The organism is Nocardia sp. CA-136227, assembly GCF_050955695.1.
Lineage (GTDB): Bacteria > Actinomycetota > Actinomycetes > Mycobacteriales > Mycobacteriaceae > Nocardia.
This window is the reverse complement of record NZ_CP192081.1, coordinates 1,562,865-1,588,021: the sequence shown is the minus strand read 5'-3', so window position 1 is coordinate 1,588,021 and position 25,157 is coordinate 1,562,865. Positions and strand designations below refer to the sequence as shown.

Annotated in this window: 23 protein-coding genes; 10 read left to right on the top strand and 13 right to left on the bottom strand. The window is 69.9% G+C overall.

Going from position 1 to position 25,157, the window contains the following annotated elements; translation table 11 throughout:
* The first annotated feature begins 30 nt into the window (after positions 1–30).
* Complete coding sequence (locus ACQP06_RS07120) at positions 31–1,647, top strand: FAD-binding protein (protein WP_433671372.1); 1,617 nt, start codon at positions 31–33, stop codon at positions 1,645–1,647.
* 59 nt (positions 1,648–1,706) lie between these two features.
* On the opposite strand, the gene xdhC is transcribed toward ACQP06_RS07120, so the two are convergent.
* From xdhC to ACQP06_RS07105, 3 genes are read right to left on the bottom strand one after another with little or no spacing between them, the layout of a single operon-like run.
* Positions 1,707–2,528, bottom strand: a complete 822-nt coding sequence (xdhC, locus tag ACQP06_RS07115) for a xanthine dehydrogenase accessory protein XdhC (RefSeq protein WP_433671370.1) — start codon at positions 2,526–2,528, stop codon at positions 1,707–1,709.
* Complete coding sequence (gene xdhB, locus ACQP06_RS07110; protein WP_433671368.1) at positions 2,521–4,911, bottom strand: xanthine dehydrogenase molybdopterin binding subunit; 2,391 nt, start codon at positions 4,909–4,911, stop codon at positions 2,521–2,523. The genes xdhC and xdhB overlap by 8 nt, the downstream gene beginning before the upstream one ends.
* On the bottom strand, positions 4,908–6,338 hold the full coding sequence (locus ACQP06_RS07105) for a xanthine dehydrogenase small subunit (protein WP_433671367.1): 1,431 nt from the start codon (positions 6,336–6,338) through the stop codon (positions 4,908–4,910). Before ACQP06_RS07105 ends, xdhB begins: the two co-directional genes overlap by 4 nt.
* 408 nt (positions 6,339–6,746) lie before the next feature.
* Here ACQP06_RS07105 and ACQP06_RS07100 point away from each other — a divergent pair, with 408 nt between their 5' ends.
* The 6 genes from ACQP06_RS07100 (at position 6,747) to ACQP06_RS07075 (ending at position 13,721) form a co-directional block, all read left to right on the top strand.
* Positions 6,747–8,162 carry a nucleobase:cation symporter-2 family protein gene (locus ACQP06_RS07100; RefSeq protein WP_433671365.1) on the top strand — a complete coding sequence of 472 codons (1,416 nt, stop codon included), beginning with the start codon at positions 6,747–6,749 and terminating at the stop codon, positions 8,160–8,162.
* Positions 8,163–8,288: 126 nt separating this feature from the next.
* Positions 8,289–9,578: a glycosyltransferase 87 family protein gene (locus ACQP06_RS07095; RefSeq protein WP_433671363.1), complete on the top strand. Its 1,290-nt coding sequence runs from the start codon at positions 8,289–8,291 to the stop codon at positions 9,576–9,578.
* A 55-nt stretch (positions 9,579–9,633) separates the two neighbouring features.
* A complete protein-coding gene (locus ACQP06_RS07090; RefSeq protein ID WP_357090651.1) occupies positions 9,634–9,810 on the top strand; it encodes a hypothetical protein in 177 nt (58 codons plus the stop codon).
* A gap of 174 nt (positions 9,811–9,984) precedes the next feature.
* The gene (locus ACQP06_RS07085) at positions 9,985–11,475 is read left to right on the top strand and encodes an AIM24 family protein (protein ID WP_433673259.1); all 1,491 of its coding nucleotides are present in this window, start codon (positions 9,985–9,987) and stop codon (positions 11,473–11,475) included.
* 33 nt (positions 11,476–11,508) lie between these two features.
* Entirely contained in the window at positions 11,509–12,309 is an 801-nt protein-coding gene (locus ACQP06_RS07080; RefSeq protein WP_433671361.1) for a DUF1460 domain-containing protein, read from the top strand.
* A gap of 230 nt (positions 12,310–12,539) precedes the next feature.
* Positions 12,540–13,721, top strand: coding sequence for an N-acetylglucosamine-6-phosphate deacetylase (locus tag ACQP06_RS07075; protein ID WP_433671359.1), 1,182 nt, complete (start codon positions 12,540–12,542; stop codon positions 13,719–13,721).
* Positions 13,722–13,727: 6 nt separating this feature from the next.
* On the opposite strand, the gene ACQP06_RS07070 is transcribed toward ACQP06_RS07075, so the two are convergent.
* From ACQP06_RS07070 to ACQP06_RS07050, 5 genes are all read right to left on the bottom strand, one after another.
* On the bottom strand, positions 13,728–14,576 hold the full coding sequence (locus ACQP06_RS07070) for an NAD(P)H-binding protein (protein WP_433671357.1): 849 nt from the start codon (positions 14,574–14,576) through the stop codon (positions 13,728–13,730).
* A gap of 11 nt (positions 14,577–14,587) precedes the next feature.
* Positions 14,588–15,592, bottom strand: a complete 1,005-nt coding sequence (locus ACQP06_RS07065; protein WP_433671355.1) for a saccharopine dehydrogenase NADP-binding domain-containing protein — start codon at positions 15,590–15,592, stop codon at positions 14,588–14,590.
* A gap of 111 nt (positions 15,593–15,703) precedes the next feature.
* Positions 15,704–16,897 carry a cytochrome P450 family protein gene (locus tag ACQP06_RS07060; protein ID WP_433671353.1) on the bottom strand — a complete coding sequence of 398 codons (1,194 nt, stop codon included), beginning with the start codon at positions 16,895–16,897 and terminating at the stop codon, positions 15,704–15,706.
* Between the two features lie 20 nt (positions 16,898–16,917).
* On the bottom strand, positions 16,918–17,649 hold the full coding sequence (locus tag ACQP06_RS07055; RefSeq protein ID WP_433671351.1) for a DJ-1/PfpI family protein: 732 nt from the start codon (positions 17,647–17,649) through the stop codon (positions 16,918–16,920).
* Positions 17,646–18,623 carry a GlxA family transcriptional regulator gene (locus tag ACQP06_RS07050; protein WP_433671349.1) on the bottom strand — a complete coding sequence of 326 codons (978 nt, stop codon included), beginning with the start codon at positions 18,621–18,623 and terminating at the stop codon, positions 17,646–17,648. Before ACQP06_RS07050 ends, ACQP06_RS07055 begins: the two co-directional genes overlap by 4 nt.
* A gap of 114 nt (positions 18,624–18,737) precedes the next feature.
* On the opposite strand from ACQP06_RS07050, the gene ACQP06_RS07045 reads away from it, so the two are divergent.
* The 3 genes from ACQP06_RS07045 to rplL are packed head-to-tail and all read left to right on the top strand — an operon-like array spanning position 18,738 to position 19,936.
* A complete protein-coding gene (locus ACQP06_RS07045) occupies positions 18,738–19,121 on the top strand; it encodes an acyl-CoA thioesterase (protein ID WP_357287965.1) in 384 nt (127 codons plus the stop codon).
* Positions 19,121–19,510, top strand: coding sequence for an acyl-CoA thioesterase (locus ACQP06_RS07040; protein WP_433671347.1), 390 nt, complete (start codon positions 19,121–19,123; stop codon positions 19,508–19,510). Before ACQP06_RS07045 ends, ACQP06_RS07040 begins: the two co-directional genes overlap by 1 nt.
* 42 nt (positions 19,511–19,552) lie before the next feature.
* On the top strand, positions 19,553–19,936 hold the full coding sequence (gene rplL / locus ACQP06_RS07035; RefSeq protein ID WP_357287961.1) for a 50S ribosomal protein L7/L12: 384 nt from the start codon (positions 19,553–19,555) through the stop codon (positions 19,934–19,936).
* On the opposite strand, the gene ACQP06_RS07030 is transcribed toward rplL, so the two are convergent.
* The 5 genes from ACQP06_RS07030 to ACQP06_RS07010 form a co-directional block, all read right to left on the bottom strand.
* Positions 19,937–20,701 carry a MerR family transcriptional regulator gene (locus ACQP06_RS07030; protein WP_433671345.1) on the bottom strand — a complete coding sequence of 255 codons (765 nt, stop codon included), beginning with the start codon at positions 20,699–20,701 and terminating at the stop codon, positions 19,937–19,939. It lies immediately after the preceding gene.
* 71 nt (positions 20,702–20,772) lie between these two features.
* A complete protein-coding gene (locus ACQP06_RS07025; protein WP_433671343.1) occupies positions 20,773–22,239 on the bottom strand; it encodes a flavin-containing monooxygenase in 1,467 nt (488 codons plus the stop codon).
* Complete coding sequence (locus ACQP06_RS07020) at positions 22,236–23,156, bottom strand: ferritin-like domain-containing protein (protein ID WP_433673258.1); 921 nt, start codon at positions 23,154–23,156, stop codon at positions 22,236–22,238. Before ACQP06_RS07020 ends, ACQP06_RS07025 begins: the two co-directional genes overlap by 4 nt.
* 16 nt (positions 23,157–23,172) lie before the next feature.
* Positions 23,173–24,072, bottom strand: coding sequence for an SDR family NAD(P)-dependent oxidoreductase (locus ACQP06_RS07015; protein ID WP_433671341.1), 900 nt, complete (start codon positions 24,070–24,072; stop codon positions 23,173–23,175).
* A gap of 1 nt (position 24,073) precedes the next feature.
* On the bottom strand, positions 24,074–25,072 hold the full coding sequence (locus ACQP06_RS07010) for an alpha/beta hydrolase (protein WP_433671340.1): 999 nt from the start codon (positions 25,070–25,072) through the stop codon (positions 24,074–24,076).
* Positions 25,073–25,157 lie beyond the last annotated feature (85 nt).

Genomic DNA, 25,157 nt, shown 5'->3' with positions numbered 1-25,157 from the left:
TCGGCGCTGGGTATTTCTTCGCTCGGGAAGGTGGTCGCAACGGTGCGGACCTGGGACTCTTCGGCCGATGTGGTGGTCGTCGGATACGGCGGCGCGGGTGTCGCGGCGGCACTGGCCGCGCGGGAGTCCGGAGCGGAGGTGCTCGCGCTGGACCGCTACCTGGGCGGCGGCGCGACCGCGCTCTCCGGCGGCATCGTGTACGCGGGCGGCGGGACCTGGGTGCAGCAGGCCGCGGGCGTCGAGGACGATGTCGAGAACATGCTCGCCTACCTGCGGGCCGAGGTCGGCGACACGGTGAGCGAGCAGACACTGCGGCGGTTCTGCGAGGAATCGCCCGCGCTCATCGATTGGCTGACCGGACACGGGGTTCCGTTCGAGGCGTCGCTGTGCCCGTTCAAGACCTCCTACCCCACCGACGACTACTACCTGTACTACTCGGGCAGCGAGAACTCCGGCGGCTTCCGGGAATTGGCGAAGCCGCGGCAGCGCGGGCATCGCGCGCACGGGCGCGGGGTGTCGGGCAAGAAGCTGTTCGGACCGCTCGCCACATCGGCCGCGAAGCACGGGGTCCGGGTCCAGACCGGCACCAGGGCAACGAGTCTCGTGATCGAGGACGGCCGGGTGGTCGGCATCGAGGCCACCACGATCGCCGGCGCCCCGCCGGCCGTGCGACGCCGGTTCGCGGCGCTGGCCAAGATCTCGGCGAAACCCGGTGTGTACCACCAGGGTCTGCGCAAGGCGGTGCAGGCGCTGCTGGCCCGGATCGAGCGGCGTTACGGTGTGCCCGTGCGCATTCAGGCGCGCTCGGGTGTCATCCTCACCACCGGCGGCTTCATCGCCAATGGCGAGATGGTCGGGAAGCACGCCCCCGACTACCCCTGGGCCGAGGGCCTGCCGCTGGGCACAGCCGGAGACGACGGCAGCGGTATCGCCATGGCCCAGGCCGCGGGCGCGGCCACCGATCGCATGGACGTGCTGTCGACCTGGCGCTTCATCGCCCCGCCGAGCGCCTTCTTCGGTGCGATCGCCGTGGATGCCAACGGACAGCGCATGATCGACGAATCCCGCTACGGCGCGGCCCTGGGCGCGGCCATCGCGACCAGCCCCGGCAATCGGGCCTGGCTGCTGGCCGATGCCCGGCTGCTCACCGAGGCGCGCCGCCAGCTGCCCGAGCAGTCGGTGTGGTTCCAGCGCATGCAGGCCGAGCGGCTGCTGCGGGTCGGCAGCGTGAGCGGCCGGACCGTGGAGGAGGTCGCCGCCCGCGCCGGGATCGAACCGGCGGCGCTGCGCAAGACCGTGGACGCACACAATCGCGCCATCGAGCAGTCGCTGCCCGATCCGATGGGCAAGCCCGACGATCTGCGCCGCCCGCTGCACTCGGGACCCTTCACGCTGCTGGACATCTCGTTCAAGGCGCGGCTCACCTACCCGATGCCGATGCTGACCCTCGGCGGCCTGGTGGTGGACGAGGAGACCGGTGCGGTCCGCACCGAATCCGGCGCGGCGATCCCGGGCCTGTTCGCGGCGGGACGAGCGGCGGTGGGCGTGTGCTCGAACTCGTACGTGAGCGGTCTGTCGCTGGCCGACTGTGTCTTCTCCGGCCGCCGCGCGGGCACCCACAGCGTGGAGCTCGCCGCCACTCACTGACGGGTGCGGGCGGGTCCCGGACTTTCGACGAGGCCGCCCGCCGGTGACCGCCTCCGGGCTCAGTCGGTCGTGTCGGATTCGAAGGCGCGCAACAGATCCGCCGCGACACTGACGGCGATGACCGCGGGCTCCTTGCCGGTGATGTCGGCCAGCCCGATCGGCGTCTTGATGCGCGCCAACGCTTCCGGCGGGTGCCCGCCCTCAGCGGTGAGCCGCTTGGTGAAGCGCGCCCATTTGGCCGGGGACCCGATCAACCCGATGGTGCCCAGCCCGTCGGTGCGCAGGGCGGCGTCGCAGAGCGCGGCGTCCTCGGCGTGATCGTGGGTCATGATCAGGACGTGGGTGCCGGGCGGCAGGTGGCCCAGCACCTCCTCGGGCAGCAGCGCGACGCGGTGGGTGTGGATCACGGCGATGGCGTCGTCCAGGGCCGCGAGCCGACCGGCGGCGAGCATGTCCGGCCGGGTGTCGATCAGGTGCAGGTCCAGTTCGTGGCGGGCCAGGATGCGGGCCAGTTCCAGGCCCACGTGGCCGACCCCGAAGATCGCGACGGCCGGAGGTACCGGCAGCGGTTCCAGCAGGACGGTCACCGTACCGCCGCAGCACTGCACGCCGTGCTGGTTGACGACCTTGTCGTTGAGGGCGAAATCCATCAGCTCGGGTTCGGCGGGCAGGTGGGCGATCAGTTCACGGGCGCGTTCGACGGCGACGGCCTCGACATTGCCGCCGCCGATCGAACCCCAGGTATCGCTCTGTCCCACCACCATTTTCGCGCCCGCGCGGCGGGGCGCGTGGCCACGCACCGTCGCCACGGTGACCAGCACACCGGGTTCCCGGCGTTCGCGCAGTCGCGCGACGGCCGTCACCCAGGTCAGGTCAGGCACCGGCGGGCACGCTTTCCCCGGCGGCGAATTCGCCTGTCTCCATCGCGGATTCGCCGGTGCGTCGCGCCGCGTCGAGCGCCCAGTACACGGCCTCCGGGGTGGCGGGCGCGGCGAGTTCCACGCTCACGCCCTCCGGTCCGAAGGCGGCGGCCGCCTGCCGCAGCGCCTCCCGCACCGAGAACGCCAGCATGAGCGGCGGCTCCCCCACCGCCTTGGACCCGTAGACCACGCCCTCCTCGTGCGCGTGCGCCAGCAGGCTGACATTGAACTCCTCGGGCATCTCCGAGAAGCTCGGCAGCTTGTAGGTGCTGGCGGCCTGGGTGAGCAGCCGGCCGCGCCCAGGTCCGTCGCCGGTGTCCCAGCGAATGTCCTCGAGGGTCAGCCAGCCCGCGCCCTGCACGAAACCGCCCTCGATCTGGCCGATGTCGACGAGCGGGGACAGGCTGTCGCCGACATCGTGGACGATGTCGACCCGGCGGATCCGGTACGCGCCGGTGAACCCGTCCACCTCCACCTCGGTGGCCGCGGCCCCGTAGGCGAAGTACTTGAACGGCGACCCGTGCATGGTCTCGGCGTCCCAGTGCAGGCCCTCGGTGCGGTAGAAACCGGCCGCCGACAACTGGACCCGCTGCAGGTAGGCGGTGCGCACCAGGTCCTCCCACGCGACCCCGTCGGTACCGGCCCCGAGGGCGCGGGCGACGCCGTCGGCGATCCGGATATCGGAGGCGTTGACGCCCAGCCGCGTCGCCGCCACCCGGGTCAGCCGTTCCAGCAGCTGCTCGCAGGCGTTCTTCACCGCCGCGCCGTTGAGGTCGGCCCCGGAACTCGCGGCCGTCGCGGAGGTGTTGGGCACCTTGTCCGTTCGCGTCGGCGCCAGCCGCACCTTGTGCAGCGGGATGCCCAGCGTGGTGGCGGCCACCTGCAGCATCTTGGTGTGCAGGCCCTGCCCCATCTCGGTGCCGCCGTGATTGATCAGCACCGACCCGTCCTTGTAGATCAGCACCAGCGCCCCGGCCTGGTTGAAGGCCGTCATATTGAACGAGATGCCGAATTTGACGCCGGTGATCGCGAGCCCGCGCTTGACGTGCCGGTGCGACGCGTTGAAGGCGGCGATCTCCCTTGTGCGGGAATCGATCTCACCGTTGGCCAGCACCTGATCCCAGGTCTCGGCGATGCGCTCGGCGTGGCGCACTTCCTGCCCGTAGGGCGTGCGCTCCCCGGGGCGGTAGAAGTTGCGGCGGCGCAGTTCTCGCGGGTCCAGGCCGAGCAGCGGCGCGCACCGCCCGAGCAGATCCTCCATCACGAGCATGCCCTGCGGTCCGCCGAATCCGCGGAAGGCCGTATTGGACGGCTTGTTGGTCTTGGCGATGCGACCGCGGAAGCGCGCGTTCGGAATCGAGTACAGATTGTCGACGTGGCACAGCGCGCGGGCCAGGACCGGCTGCGACAGGTCCAGACTCCAGCCGCCGTCCGAGGTCAGCGTGGCGTCGAGGGCCAGCACGTGCCCGTCGGCGTCGAACCCGGCCCGCCAGCGCGCGTGGAAGCCGTGCCGCTTGCCGGACATGGTCAGATCCTGGGTCCGGTTGAGCCGCAGCCGGACCGGGCGTCCGGTGAGGGTCGCGCCGAGCGCGGCGATGGCCGCGAAGCCGTGCGGCTGCATCTCCTTGCCGCCGAATCCGCCGCCCATGCGCAGGCATTGGACGGTGACCTCGTGATTGTGCAGCCCGAGCACGTGGGCCACGATCTCCTGGGTCTCGGAGGGATGCTGGGTGCTCGACTGCACGAACACCTGCCCGGCCTCGTCGACCTGTGCCAGGGCGGCGTGGGTTTCGAGATAGAAGTGTTCCTGGTCGGCGAACAGGAGTTCCCCGGAGAAGATGTGCGCCGAGGCGGCGAACCCGGCTTCCAGGTCGCCACAGCGGACTTCGGGTTGTACGCCTTGGAAGCTCCCGGCGGCCTCCGCCTCCTCGATGGTGATGATCGACGGCAGTGGTTCGACCTCCACCTCCACCGCGGCGGCCCCCAGCCGCGCGGCTTCCAGGGACTCGCCCAGCACCCAGCACACGGCGTGGCCGTGGAAGCAGACCTCGTCGGGGAACAGCGGTTCGTCGTGTTTGACGCCCGCGTCGTTGAGGCCGGGCACGTCGGCGGCGGTGAGCACCCGCACCACGCCGGGCACCCGCAGCGCGGGCTCGGTGCGCAGGGCGGTGATCCGCGCGTGCGCGTGCGGGACCTGCACCGGGTAGGCGTGCAGCACATCCTTGGTGCGGTACACCAGGTCGTCGGTGTAGAGCGCGGTCCCGGTGACGTGCAGGGCGGCGCTCTCGTGCGGGAGCGCGATCCCCACGACCGGATCGTCGGGTCGTTGCGACAGGTGACTCATGACAGCACCCCCTCGGTCTCGGTGGTGTCGAAGAACAGTTTTCGCAGGCTCTCGCCCAGCATCGCGCTGCGATATCGCGCGCTGGCGCGGTGATCGTCGAGCGGTGTGCCTTCGCCGTGCAGGATGTCCGAGGCCGCGGCGACGGCGGCTTCGGTCCAGGGCCGCCCTTCGAGGGCCGCCTCGGTCGCGTAGGCGCGCACGGGCGTCACGGCCACGCCGCCCAGCCCGATGCGGACCCGGCGCACCACACCGTCGTCGATATCGAGCGCGAAAGCCACCGCCACACTGGAGATATCGTCGAACCGGCGCTTGGCGATCTTGTGGAAGGCGGCCACGGGCGCGAGCGGCAGCGGGATGCGCACCGAACGGATGAGCTCCCCGGGCCGCCGCACCGAACTCCGGTACCCGGTGAAGTAGTCGGCGAGTGCGACCTCCCGCTCCCCCTCGGCAGCCGCGAGCACCACCGAGGCTTCCAGGGCGAGCAGTACCGGCGGCGCGTCGCCGATGGGCGATCCGGTGCCGAGGTTGCCGCCCAGCGTGGCGGCATTGCGGATGAGCCGAGAAGCGAACTGCGGGAACAACTCCGACAGCAGCGGCACCCGTCCGGCGAGCCCGCGCTCGAGCTCGGTGAGGGTCAGCGCCGCGCCGAGCTCGATCCGGTCCGCGCCGATCAAGAGCTCGCGCAATTCGGGGAGCCGGTCGACGGCCAGCGTGTACTCCGCCCGCAGCCCACGGATATTCGCCTCGACGCCCAGGTCGGTATTGCCCGCGAGCACGGTGGCGTCCGGATGGTCGCGCAGTAGCCGTAGCGCCTCGGCCAGCGATGCGGGCCGGACGAATCGCCGTCCCTCGGAACTGAAGTCGGTCGCCGCCGGTTCCGGCGCGTCGGCCTCGCGCCGCCGGGCCAGGGCGTCGTCCTCAGCCGGCGCGCCGACCGCGTAGGCGGCGTCGCGGATCGGCCGGTAGCCGGTGCAGCGGCACAGGTTCCCGCTCAGCGCGTGCAGATCGAAGCCATTGGGCCCGGTCTCGCCGTGCGCGCACACGTCGTCCGTGACCGTCCGATCCGGCCGGTAGTACTCGGCGGCCATGCTGCACACGAATCCCGGTGTGCAGTAACCGCATTGCGAGCCCCCGCGCACCGCCAGCTCCCGCTGCACCGGATGCGGCGCGGCCACGGTGCCCAGCCCCTCCGCGGTGACGACCTCCTGCCCCTCCAGCGCGAGGGCCGGGGTCAGACAGGCGTTGACCGCCACCCATTCGGTCGGCTCGATCCGGCCCGGCCGGGCCACCAGGACCGAACACGCGCCGCATTCACCCTCCGCACAGCCTTCCTTACATCCGGTGAGCCCGTGCTCCCGGAGAAAGTCCAGCAGGGTGGTGTGCGTCGCCGCGGGAGAAATCGGTGTCGATTTTCCGTTCACCGTCATGAAAATTGCCATTGCCGGCCGCTTTCGTCGTCGAGTGCACTATCCAGTGTCGGCGGATCAATTCCGCTCGTCGAGAAAGCCGGCTCAGCAGCCGTGGGCGACGCGCCCGGGCACCCACGCGGTGCGGTGAGCCAGGCGACGCAGATCGGAGTTGGTGGACATCCGCTCGCCTCCTGTCTGTGACCACGGGTTATGTGGCCTGAACCTACGTCCGGCGGGATATTCGGTCAACACGGGACGCCGCTGACCGTGTGATTCTGTAGGAAAATACGAAGGCGGCCGGGAGCCACGCCGAACCGGCTGGACAATCGAACAATCCGCTGCGGACCCGGTATTTCCTGCGCCATCATTCGGTTCGTGGTCACGGCCTCCCCCGGCCGGTGATCCACGTGTTCCAGGAGGCTTGTCATGCAAATGCGCTTTCTCGCAAAAGTGCGCCCCTCCCGTAAATCCGAAATCGATGCCGCCACCGGACTCGTCAAGGCCCGTCACCCCGTCGACGAGATACCACCGCCACCCAAGCTCTTCCTGCTGGGCCTGCAACATCTGGCGATCATGTACGCGGGCGCGGTCGCGGTGCCGCTACTCGTCGGCGGGGCGCTGAAGCTTCCCGCCCACACCATCGCCCTGCTGGTCAATGCCGATCTGCTCGTCTCGGGCATCGTCACCATCATCCAGGCGGTCGGTATCGGCCGCATCATGGGTGTGCGGCTGCCGGTGGTCGCCGGCGCGACCTTCACCGTGGTCTCGCCCATGATCCTGATCGCGCAGGAGTTCGGCGGCGGCGAGGCCGGGCTGCCGACCGTGTACGGCGCGATCCTGGTGTCGGGCGTGTTCGGTTTGATCATCGCCCGCTTCTTCGCCATGGTGGTGCGCTTCTTCCCGCCGCTGGTGTCGGGCTGCGTGATCTGCGTGATCGGTTTGTCGCTGATCGGCGCGGACGCCGGGCTGATCGCCGGAGACGACCCGAAAGCCGCCGACTACGGCCAGATCTCGCATATCGCGCTGGCCGGTCTGGTGATCGCGCTGATCGTGGTGATCCACCGGTTCGGCCGCGGTCTGGTCAGCCAGCTGGCCGTGCTGCTCAGCGTCGCGATCGGCACGCTGGTCGCGGTGCCCATGCATCTGGTGGACATGTCCGGGGTGGGGTCGGCGGGCTGGTTCGCCGTGTCCCGGCCGTTCATCTTCGGCGCGCCCGAGTTCCATCTGGGCGCGATCATCTCCATGTGCGTGGTCATGCTGGTGACCTTCACCGAGTCCACCGCCGATATGGTCGCCGTCGCCGAAATGGTGGACAAGCAGCTCGAACCGCCCGATCTGGCGCGCGGTCTGGCCGCCGACGGCTTCTCCGCGGTGCTGGCCGGCTTCATGAACTCCTTTCCCGACACCGCCTTCGCCGAGAATGTCGGCCTGGTCGGCCTGACCGGGGTGCGCAGCCGCTGGGTGGTCGCGGCCTGCGGCGGCATGCTGGTCGCGCTGGGCCTGGTGCCGAAGGTGGGCAGCGTGGTGGCGGCGCTGCCGGGTCCGGTGGTGGGCGGCGCGGCCACCGTCATGTTCGCCATGGTCACCGCGGTCGGCCTGCGGATTCTGCACAAGGTCCAGTTCGAGGGCACCAGCAATATGCTCATCATCGCGGTCACCCTGTCGGTGGCGCTGCTGCCCGCGGTCGCCCCGAACATCTACAAGCAGTTCCCCACCGACTTCCAGATGATCGCGGGCAGCCCGATCACCTCGGCGGTGATCGTGGTCTTCGTGCTGAACCTGGTCTTCAACCACTGGGGCGCGGGGAAACGACCGGTTCCGCCGGGCGGGACCGTGGTGTGACGAAACCATCAAACCCTGCCGGTAGGGTTCAGAACATCCGGGAGGGGGTATCGCACATCTGAGGTGGGTTGGGTGTTGATCGGTGCTAAAACAAAAGACGGTGCGGTCAGATCGAAAGACCAAGCGGTGGCGAGCGATTCCGGTGCGCCACCGCGACCGTGGAATCGGACGACGGCGTGGGTGCTCGCCTGCGGCGCGGCGCTGTCCCTGGCACTGATCTTCACCACCGTCGACCCCTGGCTGGACCAGGTGGGTTTCCTGGCGGGCGGTTTCGATGTGCACGTCTACCGCGACGGCGCCTGGAAGATCTACAACGGGCATCCCCTCTACACCGAGACCACCCATCGCGGGCTGTCGTTCACCTATACCCCGTTCTCCACCCTGAGTTTCCTGCCGATGCTGGCCATCCCGTGGGCGTCCGTCACGAATACCTGGCTGGCACTGAATATTTGCGTGCTCTACGGGTGCGTCCTGTTGTGCTGGCGGGTGCTCGGCTACCGCCTGACCTGGCGGCTGGCCGGGCTGAGCGCGCTGCTCACGGCCACCTGCATGTTCCTGGAGCCGGTGCGCACCACCCTCTACTACGGCCAGATCAACCTGGTGCTGATGGCCTTGATCCTGTGGGACTTCTCGCGCCCGCCGAACAGCCGGATCCGCGGGGTCGGGGTCGGGCTGGCCGCCGGGATCAAGCTGGTGCCGCTGTATTTCGTGGCGCAGTTCGTGGTGTTGCGGCAGTGGGCGGCGGCGGTGATGGCCGCGGCCACCTTCGTGTTCACCATCGGGCTCGCCGGGGCGGTGCTGCCCTCGGATTCCCGGCAGTACTGGACCCGCACGTTCTTCCAGTCGAACCGGATCGCCCCGGATACCCAGCCCGCCAACCAGTCCCTGCGCGGCACGATCGCGCACTTCACGGGCGGCCAAGTGCCGCAATGGCTGTGGCTGCTGCTGGCCGCGCCGGTGGCGATCGGCGGGCTGCTGCTCGCGGCGGAGCTCTATCGGCGCGGCGAGAAGCTGCTGACCGTCACACTCGCGGGCCTGACCTCGTGCGTGGTGTCGCCGTTCTCCTGGAATCACCACTGGGTGTGGTTCCTGCCGCTGTTCGTCTACCTGGTGCATCGCGCGGTGTCGGACCCGCGCTGGTGGGCGGCGGCCGGCGGCGTCTACGTGGCGACCGGCGCGTGGGCCTACCACTGGACCGACACCTGGGTGGTGGTCGGCTGGTTCCTGTTCCCGCCGTCGTGGCCGATCTCCCCGATCCTGTTGAACTGTTACATCATCGTGTACGCGGTGATCGCGGGATGTCTGATCGCGTCCGTGCGGCGCGCCCGTGACACCCATAAAGCAACCGACCGGTCGGCAAACAGGCCGCATCCGTTACGCAAGAGTGCCCGGACCTATATCCGAAACAGGCCGTGAGTGGGAATCCCTCTCCCGCATACCCTTCGCGGAAGCGATGACAGAGGAGGACGCCATGACCGAGCCGATGTGCATCGATTGCTGGCGGCGTGACAACCTCAGCTTCACCCAGCGGCTGGACCCCGCCTACATCAAGCCGGGCCCGAAATACCGCTGCGCGCTGCACCGCGCCCAGTACGAGGCCGACCTGCCGCGCCCGGACCACACCGAGCGCACGGACCGCGCGGCCTGACGACGCACCGGACGCCACGCGGAGTCCGGGTATCCCCGGATGGCCCTGGCGGCCGAGTTTCGACACACTGGATGCCGTGAATCGTCTATCGCCCGAACGGGTCCGCGCCCACCGCGGAGGACACCGGTGACCGCCCTCGCGCGCGGCGAGAACCGGCCCGCGCCCGCCGACCGGATGACGGTCACCGTCACCTGCTCCGTCGCGGTCGACGTGTCCGCGCTGCTCCTGGGCGCGGACGGGCGGGTCAGGTCCGACGGTGACTTCATCTTCTTCAACCAGCCGGTGGGCCCCGGCGTGGTGTACCGGCACGGCCGCGGCGCGGGCGACATGGTCGACGTGATGACCGCCGCGCTGCCCGCCGACGTGGACAAGATCGCCATCACCGCCAGCCTCGACGGCAGCGGGCCCGCCACCTTCGCCGGGGCGGCGGGCTCGCTGACCGCCACCATCGGATCCGACGCGGGGACACTGACATTCCCGATGAACGGTCTGACCAGCGAGGCCGCCGTGGTGTGCGTCGAGATCTACCGGCGCGGGGACGGCTGGAAGGTGCGCGCCGTCGGCCAGGGGTACGACGACGGGCTCGCGGGTCTGGCCGCGGCGTTCGGGGTGAACATCGACGACGAACCGGAACCCGCGCCGGCGCCCCCGGCGGCCGGCTTCGCGGCGCCGCCCCAGCCCGCGGGTTACCTGCCGACGCAGCCCAACCCGGCGCCGCAGCAGATGCCGCCGCCCACCATGCCCGCTCAGCCCTACCAGCAGCCCGTGCCCGCGCCGTCCTATCAGCAGCCGGTGCCGCCGCAGCCGTACCAGCAGCCGATGCCGCCTCCGCAGCCGATGCCCGCCGCCCCGCAGTCCTTCTCGCCGCCCGCGTATCCGCCGGCGGCCCCCGTTCCGAATCCCCCCGCATCACAAGGAGTTCCGCCCGTGCAGAGCGAGCTGTTCAATCCGCAACACGCCGAGGTCAGCGGTCTCGGCATCCAGAAGCAGGGCGGCAAGATGATTCGCGTCGCGGTGGACGGGGAGACGCTGGCGCGGGCCGGGTCGATGGTGGCCTATCAGGGTGATCTGCGGTTCAAGGCGCTCGGGTCCGGCGGGATCGGGCGGGCCATCCAGCAGCGGCTGACCGGTGAGGGCGTGCCGCTCATGCAGGTGCAGGGGCGCGGGGATCTGTTCCTGGCCAATGCCGCCGCCGATGTGCACGTCGTGGATCTGGACGGCACCGACGGACTGACCATCAACGGCGCGAACGTGCTGGCCTTCGACTCCTCGCTGTCGTACAACATCCAGCGGGTGCAGGGCGCGGCCGGTTATGCCAGCAATGCCGGGTTCTTCAACTGCGTGTTCACCGGTCGCGGCCGGATCGCCATCACCACGCACGGCCAGCCGGTGGTGCTGAACGTCGATCAGCCGACCTACGCCGACCCGCAGGCGGCGGTGGCGTGGTCGTCGAGTCTGCAGACCGGGATCAAGCGCAACGACTCCATGGGTTTCGCCCGCCTGATCGGCCGCAGCACCGGTGAGGGCCTGACGCTCTCGTTCTCGGGTCGCGGTTTCGTGATCGTGCAGCCGTCGGAGCTGCCGCCGGGCGGATTCATCGGCGGGACCGGCGGCGGACAGGAAGCCGGACAGCAGGGCGGGTTGCTGGGCGGGCTGCTGGGGTAGCGTCGGGGGCAGTCTCGTTCCGAGGGAGGGCTCGTGCGCACACTGACCCGGCTACTGCTGATGCTGGTCACGCTGGTTTCGGCCTTGGCGGTGCCGCAGGCGCTGGCCGCGCCGGCCGAACCAGGGCTGGACGAGTCCACCTCCCGGCAGTTGGACGAGCTGCTCGCGCTGCGCAACTCGATCCCGGGCGCCCGGACCGATGCGATCGCGCAACTGTCCGCCCGCTTCCTCGGCACCCCGTACGGGGCGAACATGCTGATCGGTTCGGCCACCCGGGCCGAGCAGCTGGTGGTCGACTTCCGCCGGGTCGACTGCTTCACCTATCTCGATTACGTGGACGCGCTGAGCCGTTCGGCCGACCGCGCCCAGTTCGTGCGGAACCTGGTGGCCACCCGCTACGCGGATTCCCGGGTGGAATTCACCAGCCGCAAGCACTTCTTCACCGATTGGGCGACGGTGAACCGCACGGCCGCCACCGATATCACGCGCGGCCTCACCCCCGCAGCGGTCACCGTCACCAAGCATCTGAACGCGAAAGCCGATGGCGGCAACTATCTCCCGGGCCTGCCGATGGTGGACCGCGACATCGCTTTCGTGCCGGCCGCGGCGGTCGACAATACGGTGATCGGAAAACTTCGCACCGGCGATTTCCTGGGCGCGTACACCGATGAGGCGGGCCTGGACGTCACCCACGTGGGCATTTTCATCGACACCCCGAACGGGCCGATGTTCCGCAACGCGTCCTCGCTGGCCGCGAACGAGCAGGTCGTCGACACCCCGCTGACCCAGTATCTGACCACGGTCCCGGGCCTGGTGGTGCTGCGACCCATCTGAATCGGGTGGCGCCCGATTCAGCGGGTGCGAGAGCAGGCGACGCCCCTCAATTCGCCGTCTGCTGAATCGAAAGTGTTGCCGAGAGCGGAATTTCGGGCCGAATGATTGGTATCTCTCGAATCTAACGCGGCGACCGCCCGAATGTGATTCGTTTGAACAGGAAATCGACAGGACCGAACACCCGCGCACCGTCCCGCGATCGGTCATTCTGAGCTGATGGGTGTGGCGTGATGGCTGACGCGGCAACGGGTCTGGCGAGCGGTCGGCGGGGCCTGGAATTGCGCGGCCGCGTGGTGACCCGCGCCGGTGTGCTCGAGGACGGTGTGATCACCGTGCGGGGTGAGCGGGTGGCCGCGGTCCGGCCCGCCACCGAATGGGCCACCACACACAGGGAATTGCCGCCGGTGTACGCGGGCACGGTGGTGCCGGGTCTGGTGGACATCCACACGCACGGCGGTTTCGGATATCGCTTCGACACCGAGGACGCGACCGAGGCGAAGGAGGCCGCTGCTTTCCATCATCGGCGCGGCTCGACCAGCGTGCTCGCCAGCATCGTGACCGCGGCCCCCGACACGATGGTGGCGCAGGCGGCCGTGCTGCGCCGGCTCGCTGCGGACGGCGTGATCGCGGGTGTCCACATCGAGGGCCCGTTCCTGTCGCAGACCCGCTGCGGCGCACACGATCTCGGCTATCTGACCGATCCCGACCCGGAGCTCATCGACCGCCTCCTGCATGCCACGGACGGTCAGCTGCGGGTCATGACCCTGGCCCCCGAGCGCCCCGGATTCGATACCGCCGCCAAACAATTGGCCGACAGCGGCGTGGTGGTGGCGGTCGGGCACAGTGATTCGAGTTTTGCCCGCTTCCGGGCGGCGCTGAGCCCGCAGGGCTGCGGCACCCTGGTCACCCATCTCGCCAACGGCATGCCGCCGCTACATCACCGCGCGCCCGGCCCGGTGGCGGCGGGCCTGGTGGCGGCGGCCCAGCGACAGGCGTTCGTGGAGGTGATCGGCGACGGCGTGCACGTCGACTCCGGTTTCGGCGCACTCGTTTTCGCCACCGCCCCCGACCGGGTGGTGCTGGTCACCGACGCCACCCAGGCGGCGGGCATGCCGGACGGCCAGTACCGGCTGGGGCCGCGCCCGGTCACCGTGACCGACGGGGTGGCGCGGGTGCCGGGCGGCTCGCTGGCGGGCGGCACCGCGACGCTGCTGCACTGCCTGCGCTGGGCGGTGCGCGACTGCGGCATCCCGCTCTACGACGCGGTCGCCGCCGTCACCTCGACCCCCGCGGACGCGGCGGGCCTCGGCGACGTCGGCGACCTGCGTCCCGGCATGTACGCCGACGCCGTGGTGCTCGACGACCAGCTGGGCCTGCGCCGGGTGCTGCGGCGCGGACGCTGGCTGGCCTGACCGGCCTCAGGCCCCGGCGGTGAACTCCCGCAGGGTGATCGGCGGTCGCCCGGTGAAGCGCTCGATGGATTCGGTGACCCGGAACAGCTCGTGCCCGGAACCGATGGCCGCGAACATGGTCCACAGGTGGGTCAGGTGTTCCACGGCCACTTCGTCGCGGTACACCGTCATGGCCCACGCGGACCATTCGGCCGGATCCACGTTCCGGTAAGGGACGCCGAGTATTTCGGCGGCCTCGCCGACGGTCATGATCTCCCCGGCCAGCCACAGCACCGGATCCACCGGGCCCGCGGTGCGCAGCACCCCGGCCCCGACGCCCGCCACGTCCGCGCCCGCGATGAGCGGCAGCACGGTGTCGGGCGAGCCGAGCGGCAGCGCCAGCTCACCCCGGTCCCCGATGGCCACCCGCAGGTTCTCGAAGAACACCGCGGCCCGCAGGTGCACCGCGCCGATCCCGGCATTGTCGAGGACCTGTTCGGCCACCCAGTGCCGCCGCATGTGCGGGGTGCCCGCCTGCGGATCGGAGCCGAGCTGGGAGGTGGCGACCACCCGCTCCAGCCCGGCCTGCTTGCCGACGGCCGCGAGCACCGCGGTGGCGTCCAGCATTCCGGCGGTCACCGGGTAGGTGAAGTAGGCCCGGCGCACGCCCTGGAGAGCGGGTGTCACGGCGCTGATCTCGCGCAGATCGCCCGTGACCACCTCCGCGCCCAGGTCCTTCAGCTCGGCCGCGCGGCCGTCGTCGCGGTGCACGAAGGCGCGCACCGGCAGGCCCTCCCGCACCAGGATCTCGGCGACGCGACGGCCGGTGCCGCCCTGACTGCCCCCGGCCGCGCCGGTGACGAGAATCGGTTCCATGGTCGTGCTCCTCACGCGTGTTCCGGCAACCGGAGTTCGAAGGCCCCGCGCGCGGCGAGATCCCGCAGGAAGCCGACGGCCTCGAAAGCCTCGGCGGGACTGGCGACTCCGCTCTTGGCGGCGCCCTCGGTGAGCCGCACCGCCGCCTCCACCGAGGCCAGCGCGGCGGCCGACCACAGGTCTCGCCCGGTCAGCGTCCCGGACACCGAGCCGCCGGACGCGAGCACCTGGGCGGCGATCATGAAGCGGCTGTCGGCGCGGGCGGCCGGGTCGACCTGCTCACTGGTGAAGGCCTGGTCCTCGGCGAAGGTATGCGCGGTCAGTTGCGCCTCCACCGCTTTCGTGCGGGTGTGCCGGGGCACGGTGACGGCTTCGGGGAACGGCACCGGCGCGATCATGGGCCGCGGTCCGACCGGCGGCGGGAACGCGAAGATCGCCTGCCGCGGTTCCACGAATCCGTATCGGGGCTGCCCGTCCTCGTAGCCGATGCGGTCGGTGTCGGCGAACAGCAGTCGCGCGGTCTCCACCGCGCCGTGGGTCATCATCCAGTTGGTGACGTGGTAGGCCACGGTGATCCGGTCGATGCCCGATGCTGCGCGCGCGACGGCCCCGGCGAGCAGATCACCCAGTCCCCCATAGAAACTCACGCTCGGCATCATGGTGATCCCGGCCCGCTGGGCGGGTTCGGTGAAGTCGTCGAACAGCCGCTTCACGTGGTGCACCTCCACGGCGTGGTCGACATAGTGGCAGCCGCCCTCGACGGCGGCGGTGGCCACGGGCAGTCCGGTGGTGGCGAAGGGCCCCGCGCAGTGGATGATCACGTCGGCGGCCTCGGCCAGCGCCCGCAAGGCCGCCGGATCATCGAGTGCGGCGGGCATGACCCGCGCGGGGCCCAGGGCGGCGAGGGCATCCGGATCGCGCCCGGACACAACGACTTCCTTCCCTCGTGCGATGAGGTCGGCGGCGACGAGGCGGCCGGTGTGACCGGTGGCCCCGTAGATGGCGAATACGGTCATGAAAGATCAACTCTTTTGACTCGACGGTGAACTCGAACGTCTGTTCACAGGTATAGACCTCACCGCCGCCCGAAATTCATCGCTCGCGGGCCGGAAATTCCTGCCCCGGATCTACTTCCGCAGCCGCACCGGCAGTCGCTTCAGGCCGCGGATCACCGGGTTCGGGTGCCAGCGCAGCTCGGCATCGTCCACGGCCAGCTCGATGTCCGGGAACCGGTCCAGCAGCTGGGTGAACGCGACCCGGGCCTCGAGCCGGGCCAGCGGCGCGCCGACGCAGTAGTGGACGCCGTGGCCGAAGCCCAGGTGCGCGACGTGCTCGGCCAGCGGGTCCAGGCGGTGCGGGTCGGTGAAGTGGCGCGGGTCCCGGTTGCCCGCGGCGAGCGCCACCACGACCAGTTCGCCCGCGGGAATGACGGTGTCGCCGACCGTGATCGGCTCGGCGGTGAACCGCAGGGTGGCCAGGTCGACGGGCCCGTCGAAGCGCAGGAATTCCTCGACGGCGGCGGGGATCAGTTCCGGGGCCGCGCACAGCCGGTCCAGCCAGGGCCGGTCGCGCAGCAGCGCCAGCATGCCGTTGCCGATCAGGTTCACCGTGGTCTCGTGCCCGGCGACCAGGAGCAGCAGCGCCATCCCGATCAGTTCGCCCTCGTCGAGGCGGGCGTCGGCGTCGGTGACCAGCACCGAGAGCAGGTCCTCGCCCGGCTCTGCCCGTTTGCGCCGCAACAGGTCCCGCAGGAAGGCCACCATCTCGCCGTGCGCCCGGGCCGGGTCCACCCCGGGCTCCAGGGTGCCGACCAGCGCCTTGGTCCATTCCCGGAAGGTGCCCTGGTCCTCGATGTCCACATCCAGCAGGTGGCAGATGACCGCGACGGGCAGCGGTACCGCGAAGGCCCGCAGCAGATCCACCTCGTCGCGATCGGCCATGGCGTCCAGCAGTTCTCGCGCCGTCTGCTCGATGACCGGTTGCAGCGCCGCCACCCGCCGCGCGGTGAACGCCTGCGAGACCGCCCGCCGCAACCGGGTGTGGTCGGGCGGGTCGGCATTGAGCATGTGCCGCAGCCCGTCGTGGGTGCGCGGCCCCTCCCAGGGCCCGGTGTGCTTGCGGGCGATCACCGATTCGAGGAGGTCGATGTCCTTGCGCAGCCGTGGATCCGCGAGCACGGCGCGGGCCTCCTCGTAGCCGATGACGAGCCAGCGTTCCACGCCGTCCCCGAACCGCACCCGCAGCACCGGCCCGTCCTCGCGCCAAAGCCGGTAGTACGCATGCGGATTGGCGAAGAAGTGATCGCCGAGCAGCTCGGTCACCCTTCCGACGGTACGGGAATTCAGCGTTTGGCGGCGGCCCGATCCCGCATGCGGTTGAGGGTCAGCCGCCACACGGCGGTCGCCACCTCCAGCGGCACCCGCGGCTTGGCCGATCGTTTGGTGGCGAGCAGGCGCGTCTTGCGCAGCAGGTCGGGGCTCGCCTTGTCGGGGTGGCCGGTGTCGTAGGGCGGGTGCGGGTCGTACTCGATGTAGAGCTGGGTCATCTGCGCCCGCTCCTCCCCCGCGATCCGGCCGACCAGCCACAGTCCGAGGTCGATGCCCGCGGAAACGCCTGCGGCGGTGACGATCTTGCCGCTGTGCACGATGCGGTCGTGCGGCCGCGACTCGGCGCCGAAGGGCGCTAGCGCGGGCTGCCCGAGCCAGTGGGTGGTGGCGGGCTGACCACGCAGGATGTCGGCGGCGGCCAGGATCAGCGATCCGGTGCAGACCGAGGTGGTCCACTGCGTCGTGGGGTGCACCGCCCGCAGCCAGTCGATGAGCTCGCGGTCGGCCATCGCGCCGGTGGTGCCCTGTTCCCCACCGCCGACGAGCACCAGATCGGGTGCGGGCGTCTCGGCGAAGGTGTGGGTCGCGCCCAGCGCCAGCACCCCGCTGTCGGCCACTACCGGGCCGACTTCCCCGGCGACGAACCGGATCTCGCTGTCGGGGATGCCGCGCAGCACCTCGTAGGGTCCGACCACGTCCAGCACGGTCATGCCGGGATAGAGCACGATGGCGATCTGGAATGTCATGAGACACGCTCTCCTTCGGAGTTCTTGAATCGGGCGCGGTACTCGCCCGGGGGGATGCCCAGGTGGCGGTGGAAGATTCGGTACAGGGTCTCGGGGCTGCCCAGTCCGACCGCGGCGGCGACCCGGTCCATGGGCTGGTCGGTGGTCTCGAGCAGGCGCCGGGCGGCGGCGATCCGCACCCGCTCCACATAGCGGGCGGGCGTGGTCCCGGTCTCGCCGGCGAAGACGCGGGAGAAGTGCCGCGTGCTCATGCCGACCCGCAGGGCCAGCGCGGGCAGCGACAGGTCCGCGGCCGGATGCTCCTCCATCCACACCTGGAGTTCGCGCAGCGGATCGCGCCGGGGCGAATTGCCGGTGAGCGGTGCGCTGAACTGACTCTGCCCGCCGGGCCGGTGCAGGTACACCACCATCCAGCGCGCGACCTCGCGGGCCAGCTCGGGTCCGTGGTCGGCGGCCACGATGGCCAGGGCCAGGTCGATGCCCGCGGTCACCCCGGCCGAGGTCCAGATCGGGCCGTCGCGCACGTAGATGCGGTCGGGTTCGGTGGTGATGGCCGGGAACTGCTGGGCCAGCAGCTCGCCGCCCGCCCAGTGGGTGGTGGCGCGACGGCCGTCCAGGAGTCCGGCGCGGGCCAGCAGGAAGGTGCCCGAGCAGACCGAGCCCACCCGGTCGGCCACCGCGGCCACCCGGCGGATCCCGGCCACCAGTTCGGCGTCGCCGGACGCCGCCCAGAAGGCCAGCCCGCCCACCACCAGCAGCAGGTCCAGCGGTCCGGTCCAGGTGTCGAGCCCGTGCCGCGCGGTCACCTCGATGCCGCACGAGGACCGCACCGGACCGGCCTGCGCCGCGGCCAGTTCGACCCGGTAGCCGCCGCCGTCGCCGAGCAGGGCGGCCGCCCCGGAGAAGACGTCCGCGGGCCCGGCCAGATCGGTCAGCTGGAACCCGTCGAACACCACGATCAGCACCACCCGCATGCCCTCAGCCTGCGGCCCGCGGGCGACGGCGTCAACGCCACGACTCTTGCAGATTCGGCCATCGCGGCGATGGCCGCGAGGTTGCCGCCGCCGTCCGCTTGATATGAATGCGGGGTGGCCCGACACCTTTTCCAGTGCCCGCTGCGGTGGTCCGATATGGACGCCGACGGGCACGTGCACAATGCCGCGCATTTGCGCTACCTCGAGGAATCCCGGATCGATCTGTTCTGGAAGAAGGGGTTCGGCGGGGCGAACGTGGTCGCGCAGATGGATATCGACTATCTGACGCCGCTGCGGTACCGGCCCGATCCGGTGCGGATCGAGACCTGGGTGAGCCGGGTCGGCACCTCCTCGTTCGTGTTGGAGCAGGAGATCCGCGACGACGACGTGGTGTATTCGACGGCGGTGTGCACGATGGTCGCCTTCGACCAGGAGACCCAGCGGTCCCGCGCGCTGCCCGAGGACCAGCGCGTGCTCCTGAAGGACCTGGAGGCCTGATGCACACCTACGACATCCAGTTGCGCCGTACCGATATGGACGCGCAGCAGCATCTCAACAATGTGGTCTTCGCCCAGTACCTCGACGAGGCGCGCGCGGATCTGCTGGACCGCTACGACTCCGACGGCGGTCCGTGGCGCGTGGTGGTGGCGGGTCAGCGGCTGAGCTACCGTATGCCGCTGGTCTTCCGGGCCGCGCCGGTGACCGTCACCTCCCAGGTGGAGAAGCTCGGCACCACCTCGTTCACCCTGCGGCACGAGGTGCGCGACGGCGAATTCCTTTATCTTTTCGCGACTTCCACCTTGGTCGCCATCGCCGACGGCGCGCCACGCCCGCTGACACGCGGGGAGCGCGAATATCTGATGACCTTGGCGGTCCCCGGCGCTTAGACTTACTTGTATCGCCTGGTCAGCGTTGCAAGGGGTTACATCATGGCCAAGATGACCGTCGTCGAATTGCTCGACGTGTTCAAAGGTATGACGCTGCTGGAACTTTCGGAGTTCCTCAAGGCGTTCGAGGAGGAGTTCGGCGTCAGCGCCGCGCCCCCGGTGGCCGTCCAGGTCGCCGCGGATTCGGCGCCGGCCGAGGCGGCCGACGAACAGGATGAGTTCGATCTCGTCCTGGAATCCTTCGGAGACAGGAAGATTCAGGTCATCAAGGCCATGCGGGAGATCATCCCGGGGCTGGGTCTCAAGGAGGCCAAGGACCTGGTCGAGGCCGCGCCGAAGGCGGTGCTGGAGAAGGTCGACAAGGACGCCGCCGAGGCCGCGCGGATCAAGCTCGAGGCGGCCGGCGCCCGCGCCGCCCTGCGCTGATCACTCCTGCGCGTGGCGGCGGGCGGCCGCTTCCAGGTACTCGCCGAGTTCGGCCTGCAGCACCTTGTCGAGGGCTTGATCGAGGCTGTCGTGCACCGAGCGGGTCCCGAGTTCCCGGAAATGCTTGAGCATCCCGGCGGTTTCGGCGATCTCGGCATCGGTCTCGGGCAGCCATCCGGGTCCGTGCGCGGCCACGATATGGTCCTTGGCCGCCACCACCATGAGCCGGGCGATCGATTCGAGTCGCTCGGCGATGGCCGCGTGCAGGTCGATGAGCGCGGGCAGCCCGAATCCGTAGGAGCTGAGATCGGCGAAGATGCCGAGCAGTTCGGGCCGGGCGAGCTCGACGGTATCGTCACGCAGCCGCACCATGCCGAGCTGTTCGAGCCGGGCCAGCTGGTCGGAGTCGACCTGATGCTCGTCGGTGTCACCGAAGAAGGTGTCCACCAGTTCGCGCGGAATCGCCACCGGCTCTTCGGCTTTGCCCCAGGTGTCGGTGACCGCGCTCTGCAGCCCGAGGATCTCGGTGAGATCCTTGCCGGTCTCCCAGCTGGTGATGAAGTCGGCGATGTGGGCGATGGTGAACCCACGCTGCAGCAGCGCGTCGATGATGCGCAACCGGGCCAGGTGGGTGTCGTCGTAGATGAGCGCGCGCCCGCTGCGGCGGGTGGGCGTGGGCAGCAGCCCCTTCTCCTGATAGGCGCGCACATTGCGCGTGGTGGTGCCGGCGGCCTGGGCGAGATCGTCGATGCGGTACTCCGCCATTCGTCCTGTTCCCGTCCCTTCCGCCGGCGACCCCCGTCTCCGCCAGAACACTAGCGCAGCTGTTCGGAACACTAGCGCAGGTGGAAATCCGTCAGCTCCACCCTGGCCAGCTGCCGGGCGTATTGGCTGCCGAAGCCCGGGTACATGGTGGCGTTGAACCCGTCCTCGGTGAGATACCAGCTGCTGCACCCGGAGTTCCAGGTGGTGGCGGTCAACCGGCGCTGCAGGCCGCGGTTGTAGCGGTCCTGCCGATCCTGCCGGGCCTCGAGCGTGCGCAGCCCGCGATCGAGCACGATCTTGATGGCGTCGGTGAGGTATTCGATCTGCGCCTCCATGTAGACCAGCGCCGAATTGTGCCCCGGCCCCGAGTTCGGTCCGAAGGTGAGGAACAGATTGGGGTATCCGGCGACCGTGACGCTCTTGAACGCGTATGCGCCGCCGCGCCATTCGTCGGCCAGCACCCGGCCGCCGCGCCCGGTCACCGGAATCGGCGCGCCCTGTTTGGACACCTCGAATCCGGTGGCGAACACGATGCAGTCGAAGCGATGCTCGATGCCCTCGGCGGTGCGGATGCCGTGCGGCGATAGTTCCGCGATCGGCCAGGTGATGAGCTTGCAGTTGTCGGCCTGCAGGGCCGGGTAGTACTCGCTGCTCATCAACAGCCGCTTGCAGCCCGCCCGGAAATCGGGGGTGAGCTGCCGCCGCAGCCACGGATCACGCACCTGGGAACGCAGGTGCATCAAGGCGACCGATTCGACGACCCGGGTCAGCGGCGTATTCCACACCACGCCCAGCGCCACCGACTCGTGGCCCCAGAACCAGGCCTCGCGGGCCAGCGACTGGGTGACCGGCAGCTGCCGGTACACCTGTTTGGTGAGACCGTTGGTGCGGCGGTTCACCCGCGGCAGCACCCAGCCGGGCGTGCGCTCGAAGACCTTCACCGAGGCGGCCTGTTTCACCAGCTCCGGGATGATCTGCACGGCGCTCGCGCCGGTGCCGACCACGGCCACCTTCTTGCCGGTGAAGTCGTAGTCGTGATCCCAGCGGGCGCTGTGGATCTTGTGGCCCTCGTAGTCGTCGATGCCCGCGATATCCGGGAACCCGGCGTTGGACAGCGGGCCGGAGGCGAGGATCACGGTGCGCGCCCGCACTTTTCGCCGCCCCGCGCCGAAGGACAGCGTCCACAGCCCGGTCTCGTCGTCGAACACGATGCCGGTCACGGTGTGCCCGAAGCGGATGTGCGGGGCGATGCCCGAATCCGCGACCATGGTGTCGATGTAGCCGAGGATCTCCGCGCTGCCGGAGTAGGTCCGCGACCAGTCCGGGTTCGGGGCGAAGCTGTAGGAGTACAGCCGCGACGGAATGTCGCAGGCCGCGCCCGGATAGGTGTTGTCACGCCAGGTGCCGCCCACCCGGTCGCCGCGCTCGAAGACCGCGAAGTCGCCGATCCCCTTCTGCCGCAGGCGGATGGCCGCGCCGATGCCCGCGAATCCGGCTCCGATGATCGCCACGTCCAGTGGCTTGCTCACGGCGCTCATGCGACAGGCTCGTAGGTGAGTTCCTTGGACCAGGTCGGCTGCGTGGGCAGCAGGCGGTCGGGGATGGCCCCGGTGACCTTGACCATGGCGTCCGCGAACAGGTGATACGGGTTGTCGCGGTTGACGACCCAGTCGGAGTGCATCTTCACGATCCGGTACATGGGCAGCCGGTTGACGATCGGCGCGCGCTCGCCGACCTGCTTGAAGCGGGCCATGGCGGCGTAGAGCTTCTCCTCGCTCACACCCATCTCGACGATATTGTCGCGCATCTTGTTCAGCAGGGGGATGTAGCTGAGCAGCCCGATGAACAGCGACGGCTTGATCCAGCCGCCCACCAGGTCGATGGCCAGCTTGCGGGCACTGGCGTGGCCGAGCAGCTCCATGACCGCGTAATCGGTGGCCAGGTGCCGGGATTCGTCGTTGTTGATCTTCTTGAAGACCTCCTGGGCGACCGGGTCGGCGATCTCGTCGGTGACGAACTTGATCAGCGCGCCGTCGAGGGCCACCTCGAGCATGGGGATGACGGTGCCCAGGAAGGACAGCGACATGCCGTCGGAGTACTTGTCCAGGAAGTCGATGACCAGCTTGACATTGATATTGGGCTCGGGGATCTCGTCGCCCTCGAGCATGCCCCAGCGACGCATGAGCGCCAGTTCGGCATTGGCGTGCCGCTGTTCCTCGGCGTGGAAGTAGCGGTAGATCTCGGCCAGCGCGGGCGTCGGGGCCTTCTTGGCCATGGCCGCGAAGCCGCGCGCGCCGACGTTCTCGATCCACATGAGATCGGCCATGAACGGCTTCAGCTTGGCGTGCAGGGCCGGGTCGATGAGCTCGGCGCCGGGTGCGTCCCAGTCGATGTCGGCCAGCGCCCACTGCTTGGACTTGATCTTGGCCAGCATGTTGTCGAAGTCGAAGGAGATGGTTTTCGCGGACATGTCAGACTCCTGTCTTCTGGAGGTTCGTGCCGGTCGCCGCCGCGTCCTGCTGCGGCAGCACGCGATTCAGGACGCCGAGGGCCTGGGTGTAGAGGGCCGGGAAGTGCCGCTTGAGGTGCCAGACCACGCGGGCGTCCAGCTGCGGCAGCACGTACAGCGCGCCCCGGTCGTGGGCGTCGAGGGTGGTGCGGGCCACCGACTCGGGCGAGAACCCGGTCCAGCGCATGAGCCCGTCCGCCAATCGGGAAGAGCCCGAGGTGATCCGGCCGTCGGTCACCACATTGGTGCGCACGAAGGTGGGGCACAGCGCGGTGACCGCGACCCCGCTGCCCGCCAGCTCGGCGGCCATGGTCTCCGACAGCGACACCACCGCCGCCTTGGACACGTTGTAGGCGGCCATGCCGGGCGCGGCGGCGAAGCCCGCGGCCGAGGCCACATTGATGATGCCGCCGCGTCCGGCCGCGCGCAGCTGGGGTGCGAAGATCTCGCACCCGTGCACGACGCCCCACAGGTTGATGCCGAGCGCCCATTCCCAGTCGCCGAATCCGATGTCGCCCACCGGTTTTCCGCCGATGCCGACACCCGCGTTATTGATCACCAAGCTCGGCGCGCCGCCGAACAGCAGTTCCGCGTGCAGGGCCAGGCTCTCCACGTCCTCGCGCCGGGACACATCGCAGAAGACCGCGTGCGCGGGCCGCCCGTGGGTGCTCTCGATGAGTCGCACGGTCTCGTCCGCGCGGTCCTTGTCGATGTCCGCGCACACGACCTCACCGCCGCGCGCGGCGATCTCGAGCGCGAACGCGCGCCCGATCCCGCTGCCCGCGCCGGTCACCACGGCCTCGGCGCGCTGGGAGCGGCGCTTGCCGCCCAGTGCGAACATCACCTCGTCGATCGGCCACATGTCAGCCCACCCGCTTTCCGATAGTCGAATCCGATTGCGCCAGTGCCGAGGTCACGAATCCCGCGGCGCGGCGCAGGGCGGGCCCGGCCTCGGGCACCAGCAGCGGCAGGGCCTGGAAGACGTGGATGCGCCCGGGCCACAGTTCCAGTTCGCACGGCACGCCCGCCGCGGCGGCCATGTCGCGCAGGTGGCGGGCGTCGTCGGCGAGCATCTCCCCCGCGCTGGCCTGCACGAACAGCGGCGGCAGCACGGTCCCGGCCGGAATGGTCAGCCGCAGTCGCGGCGAATCGGCGGGCTCGGCGGCGGTGTACAGCTCGATGAGCCGACGCCCGGTGCGCGCCGGGGCCATGGGATCGGGCAGCACCCGGTCGCGGCGTTCGGCGAGGGTGAGGGTGGGATCCATGAGCGGCGAGAACATGAACGCGCCCGCGGGCTGCGCGGTGCCGTCGATCGCGTTCTGCAACAGCAGGTCCAGGGTCAGATGGCAGCCCGCCGAGTCGCCGCCGATCACCAGATCGCCGGCGCGATACCCGTGTTCGAGCAGCCATCGGTAGCCCGCCGCGGCGTCGTCGGCGGCCGCGGGGAACGGGTGCTCGGGCGCGAGCCGGTAGTCGACCACGAACACCGGCAGCCCGGTGGCCTTGGACAGCCGGGCCGCGAGTCCGCGATGGGTCTTGGCCGAGCACACCACGTAGCCGCTGCCATGCAGGTAGTAGACCGCCCGATCACCGTGCCGCACACCGGCGGCGCGGACCCATTCGCCGCGCACGCCGCCGGAGCGCACCGGCGTGACCGAGGTCCCCGCCGGGGTGGGTCCGCCCGCCGCCATGATCGCGGCGATGAGCGCGCGCCCGGCATCGATCCCGATTCGATTGTTCGGCAACCACCGATTGACCTGGCGTACCCCCACCACCGACGCCGCGGCCGCGAGTCGCGTCCGCGTCGCCGCCCGGGTGGGGACCGCCGCCGGCGGGAAGGTCGCCGTTGACCTCGTCCTCATGGGCACAGCATCGCGATTCAATGTGCCAGTTGTCAATGGCACATTAGTAACGTCCTAGTCATCTGTATAGTGAGCCCTGTCACAA

Coding starts and splice junctions, on each gene's coding strand:
- xdhB (WP_433671368.1), bottom strand. CDS start 4,911: ATGAGTCACCTGTCGCAACGACCCGACGATCCGGTCGTGGGGATCGCG.
- ACQP06_RS07105 (WP_433671367.1), bottom strand. CDS start 6,338: ATGACGGTGAACGGAAAATCGACACCGATTTCTCCCGCGGCGACGCAC.
- ACQP06_RS07100 (WP_433671365.1), top strand. CDS start 6,747: ATGCAAATGCGCTTTCTCGCAAAAGTGCGCCCCTCCCGTAAATCCGAA.
- ACQP06_RS07090 (WP_357090651.1), top strand. CDS start 9,634: ATGACCGAGCCGATGTGCATCGATTGCTGGCGGCGTGACAACCTCAGC.
- ACQP06_RS07085 (WP_433673259.1), top strand. CDS start 9,985: ATGACGGTCACCGTCACCTGCTCCGTCGCGGTCGACGTGTCCGCGCTG.
- ACQP06_RS07075 (WP_433671359.1), top strand. CDS start 12,540: ATGGCTGACGCGGCAACGGGTCTGGCGAGCGGTCGGCGGGGCCTGGAA.
- ACQP06_RS07070 (WP_433671357.1), bottom strand. CDS start 14,576: ATGGAACCGATTCTCGTCACCGGCGCGGCCGGGGGCAGTCAGGGCGGC.
- ACQP06_RS07065 (WP_433671355.1), bottom strand. CDS start 15,592: ATGACCGTATTCGCCATCTACGGGGCCACCGGTCACACCGGCCGCCTC.
- ACQP06_RS07055 (WP_433671351.1), bottom strand. CDS start 17,649: ATGACATTCCAGATCGCCATCGTGCTCTATCCCGGCATGACCGTGCTG.
- ACQP06_RS07050 (WP_433671349.1), bottom strand. CDS start 18,623: ATGCGGGTGGTGCTGATCGTGGTGTTCGACGGGTTCCAGCTGACCGAT.
- ACQP06_RS07040 (WP_433671347.1), top strand. CDS start 19,121: ATGCACACCTACGACATCCAGTTGCGCCGTACCGATATGGACGCGCAG.
- rplL (WP_357287961.1), top strand. CDS start 19,553: ATGGCCAAGATGACCGTCGTCGAATTGCTCGACGTGTTCAAAGGTATG.
- ACQP06_RS07030 (WP_433671345.1), bottom strand. CDS start 20,701: ATGGCGGAGTACCGCATCGACGATCTCGCCCAGGCCGCCGGCACCACC.
- ACQP06_RS07025 (WP_433671343.1), bottom strand. CDS start 22,239: ATGAGCGCCGTGAGCAAGCCACTGGACGTGGCGATCATCGGAGCCGGA.
- ACQP06_RS07015 (WP_433671341.1), bottom strand. CDS start 24,072: ATGTGGCCGATCGACGAGGTGATGTTCGCACTGGGCGGCAAGCGCCGC.
- ACQP06_RS07010 (WP_433671340.1), bottom strand. CDS start 25,072: ATGAGGACGAGGTCAACGGCGACCTTCCCGCCGGCGGCGGTCCCCACC.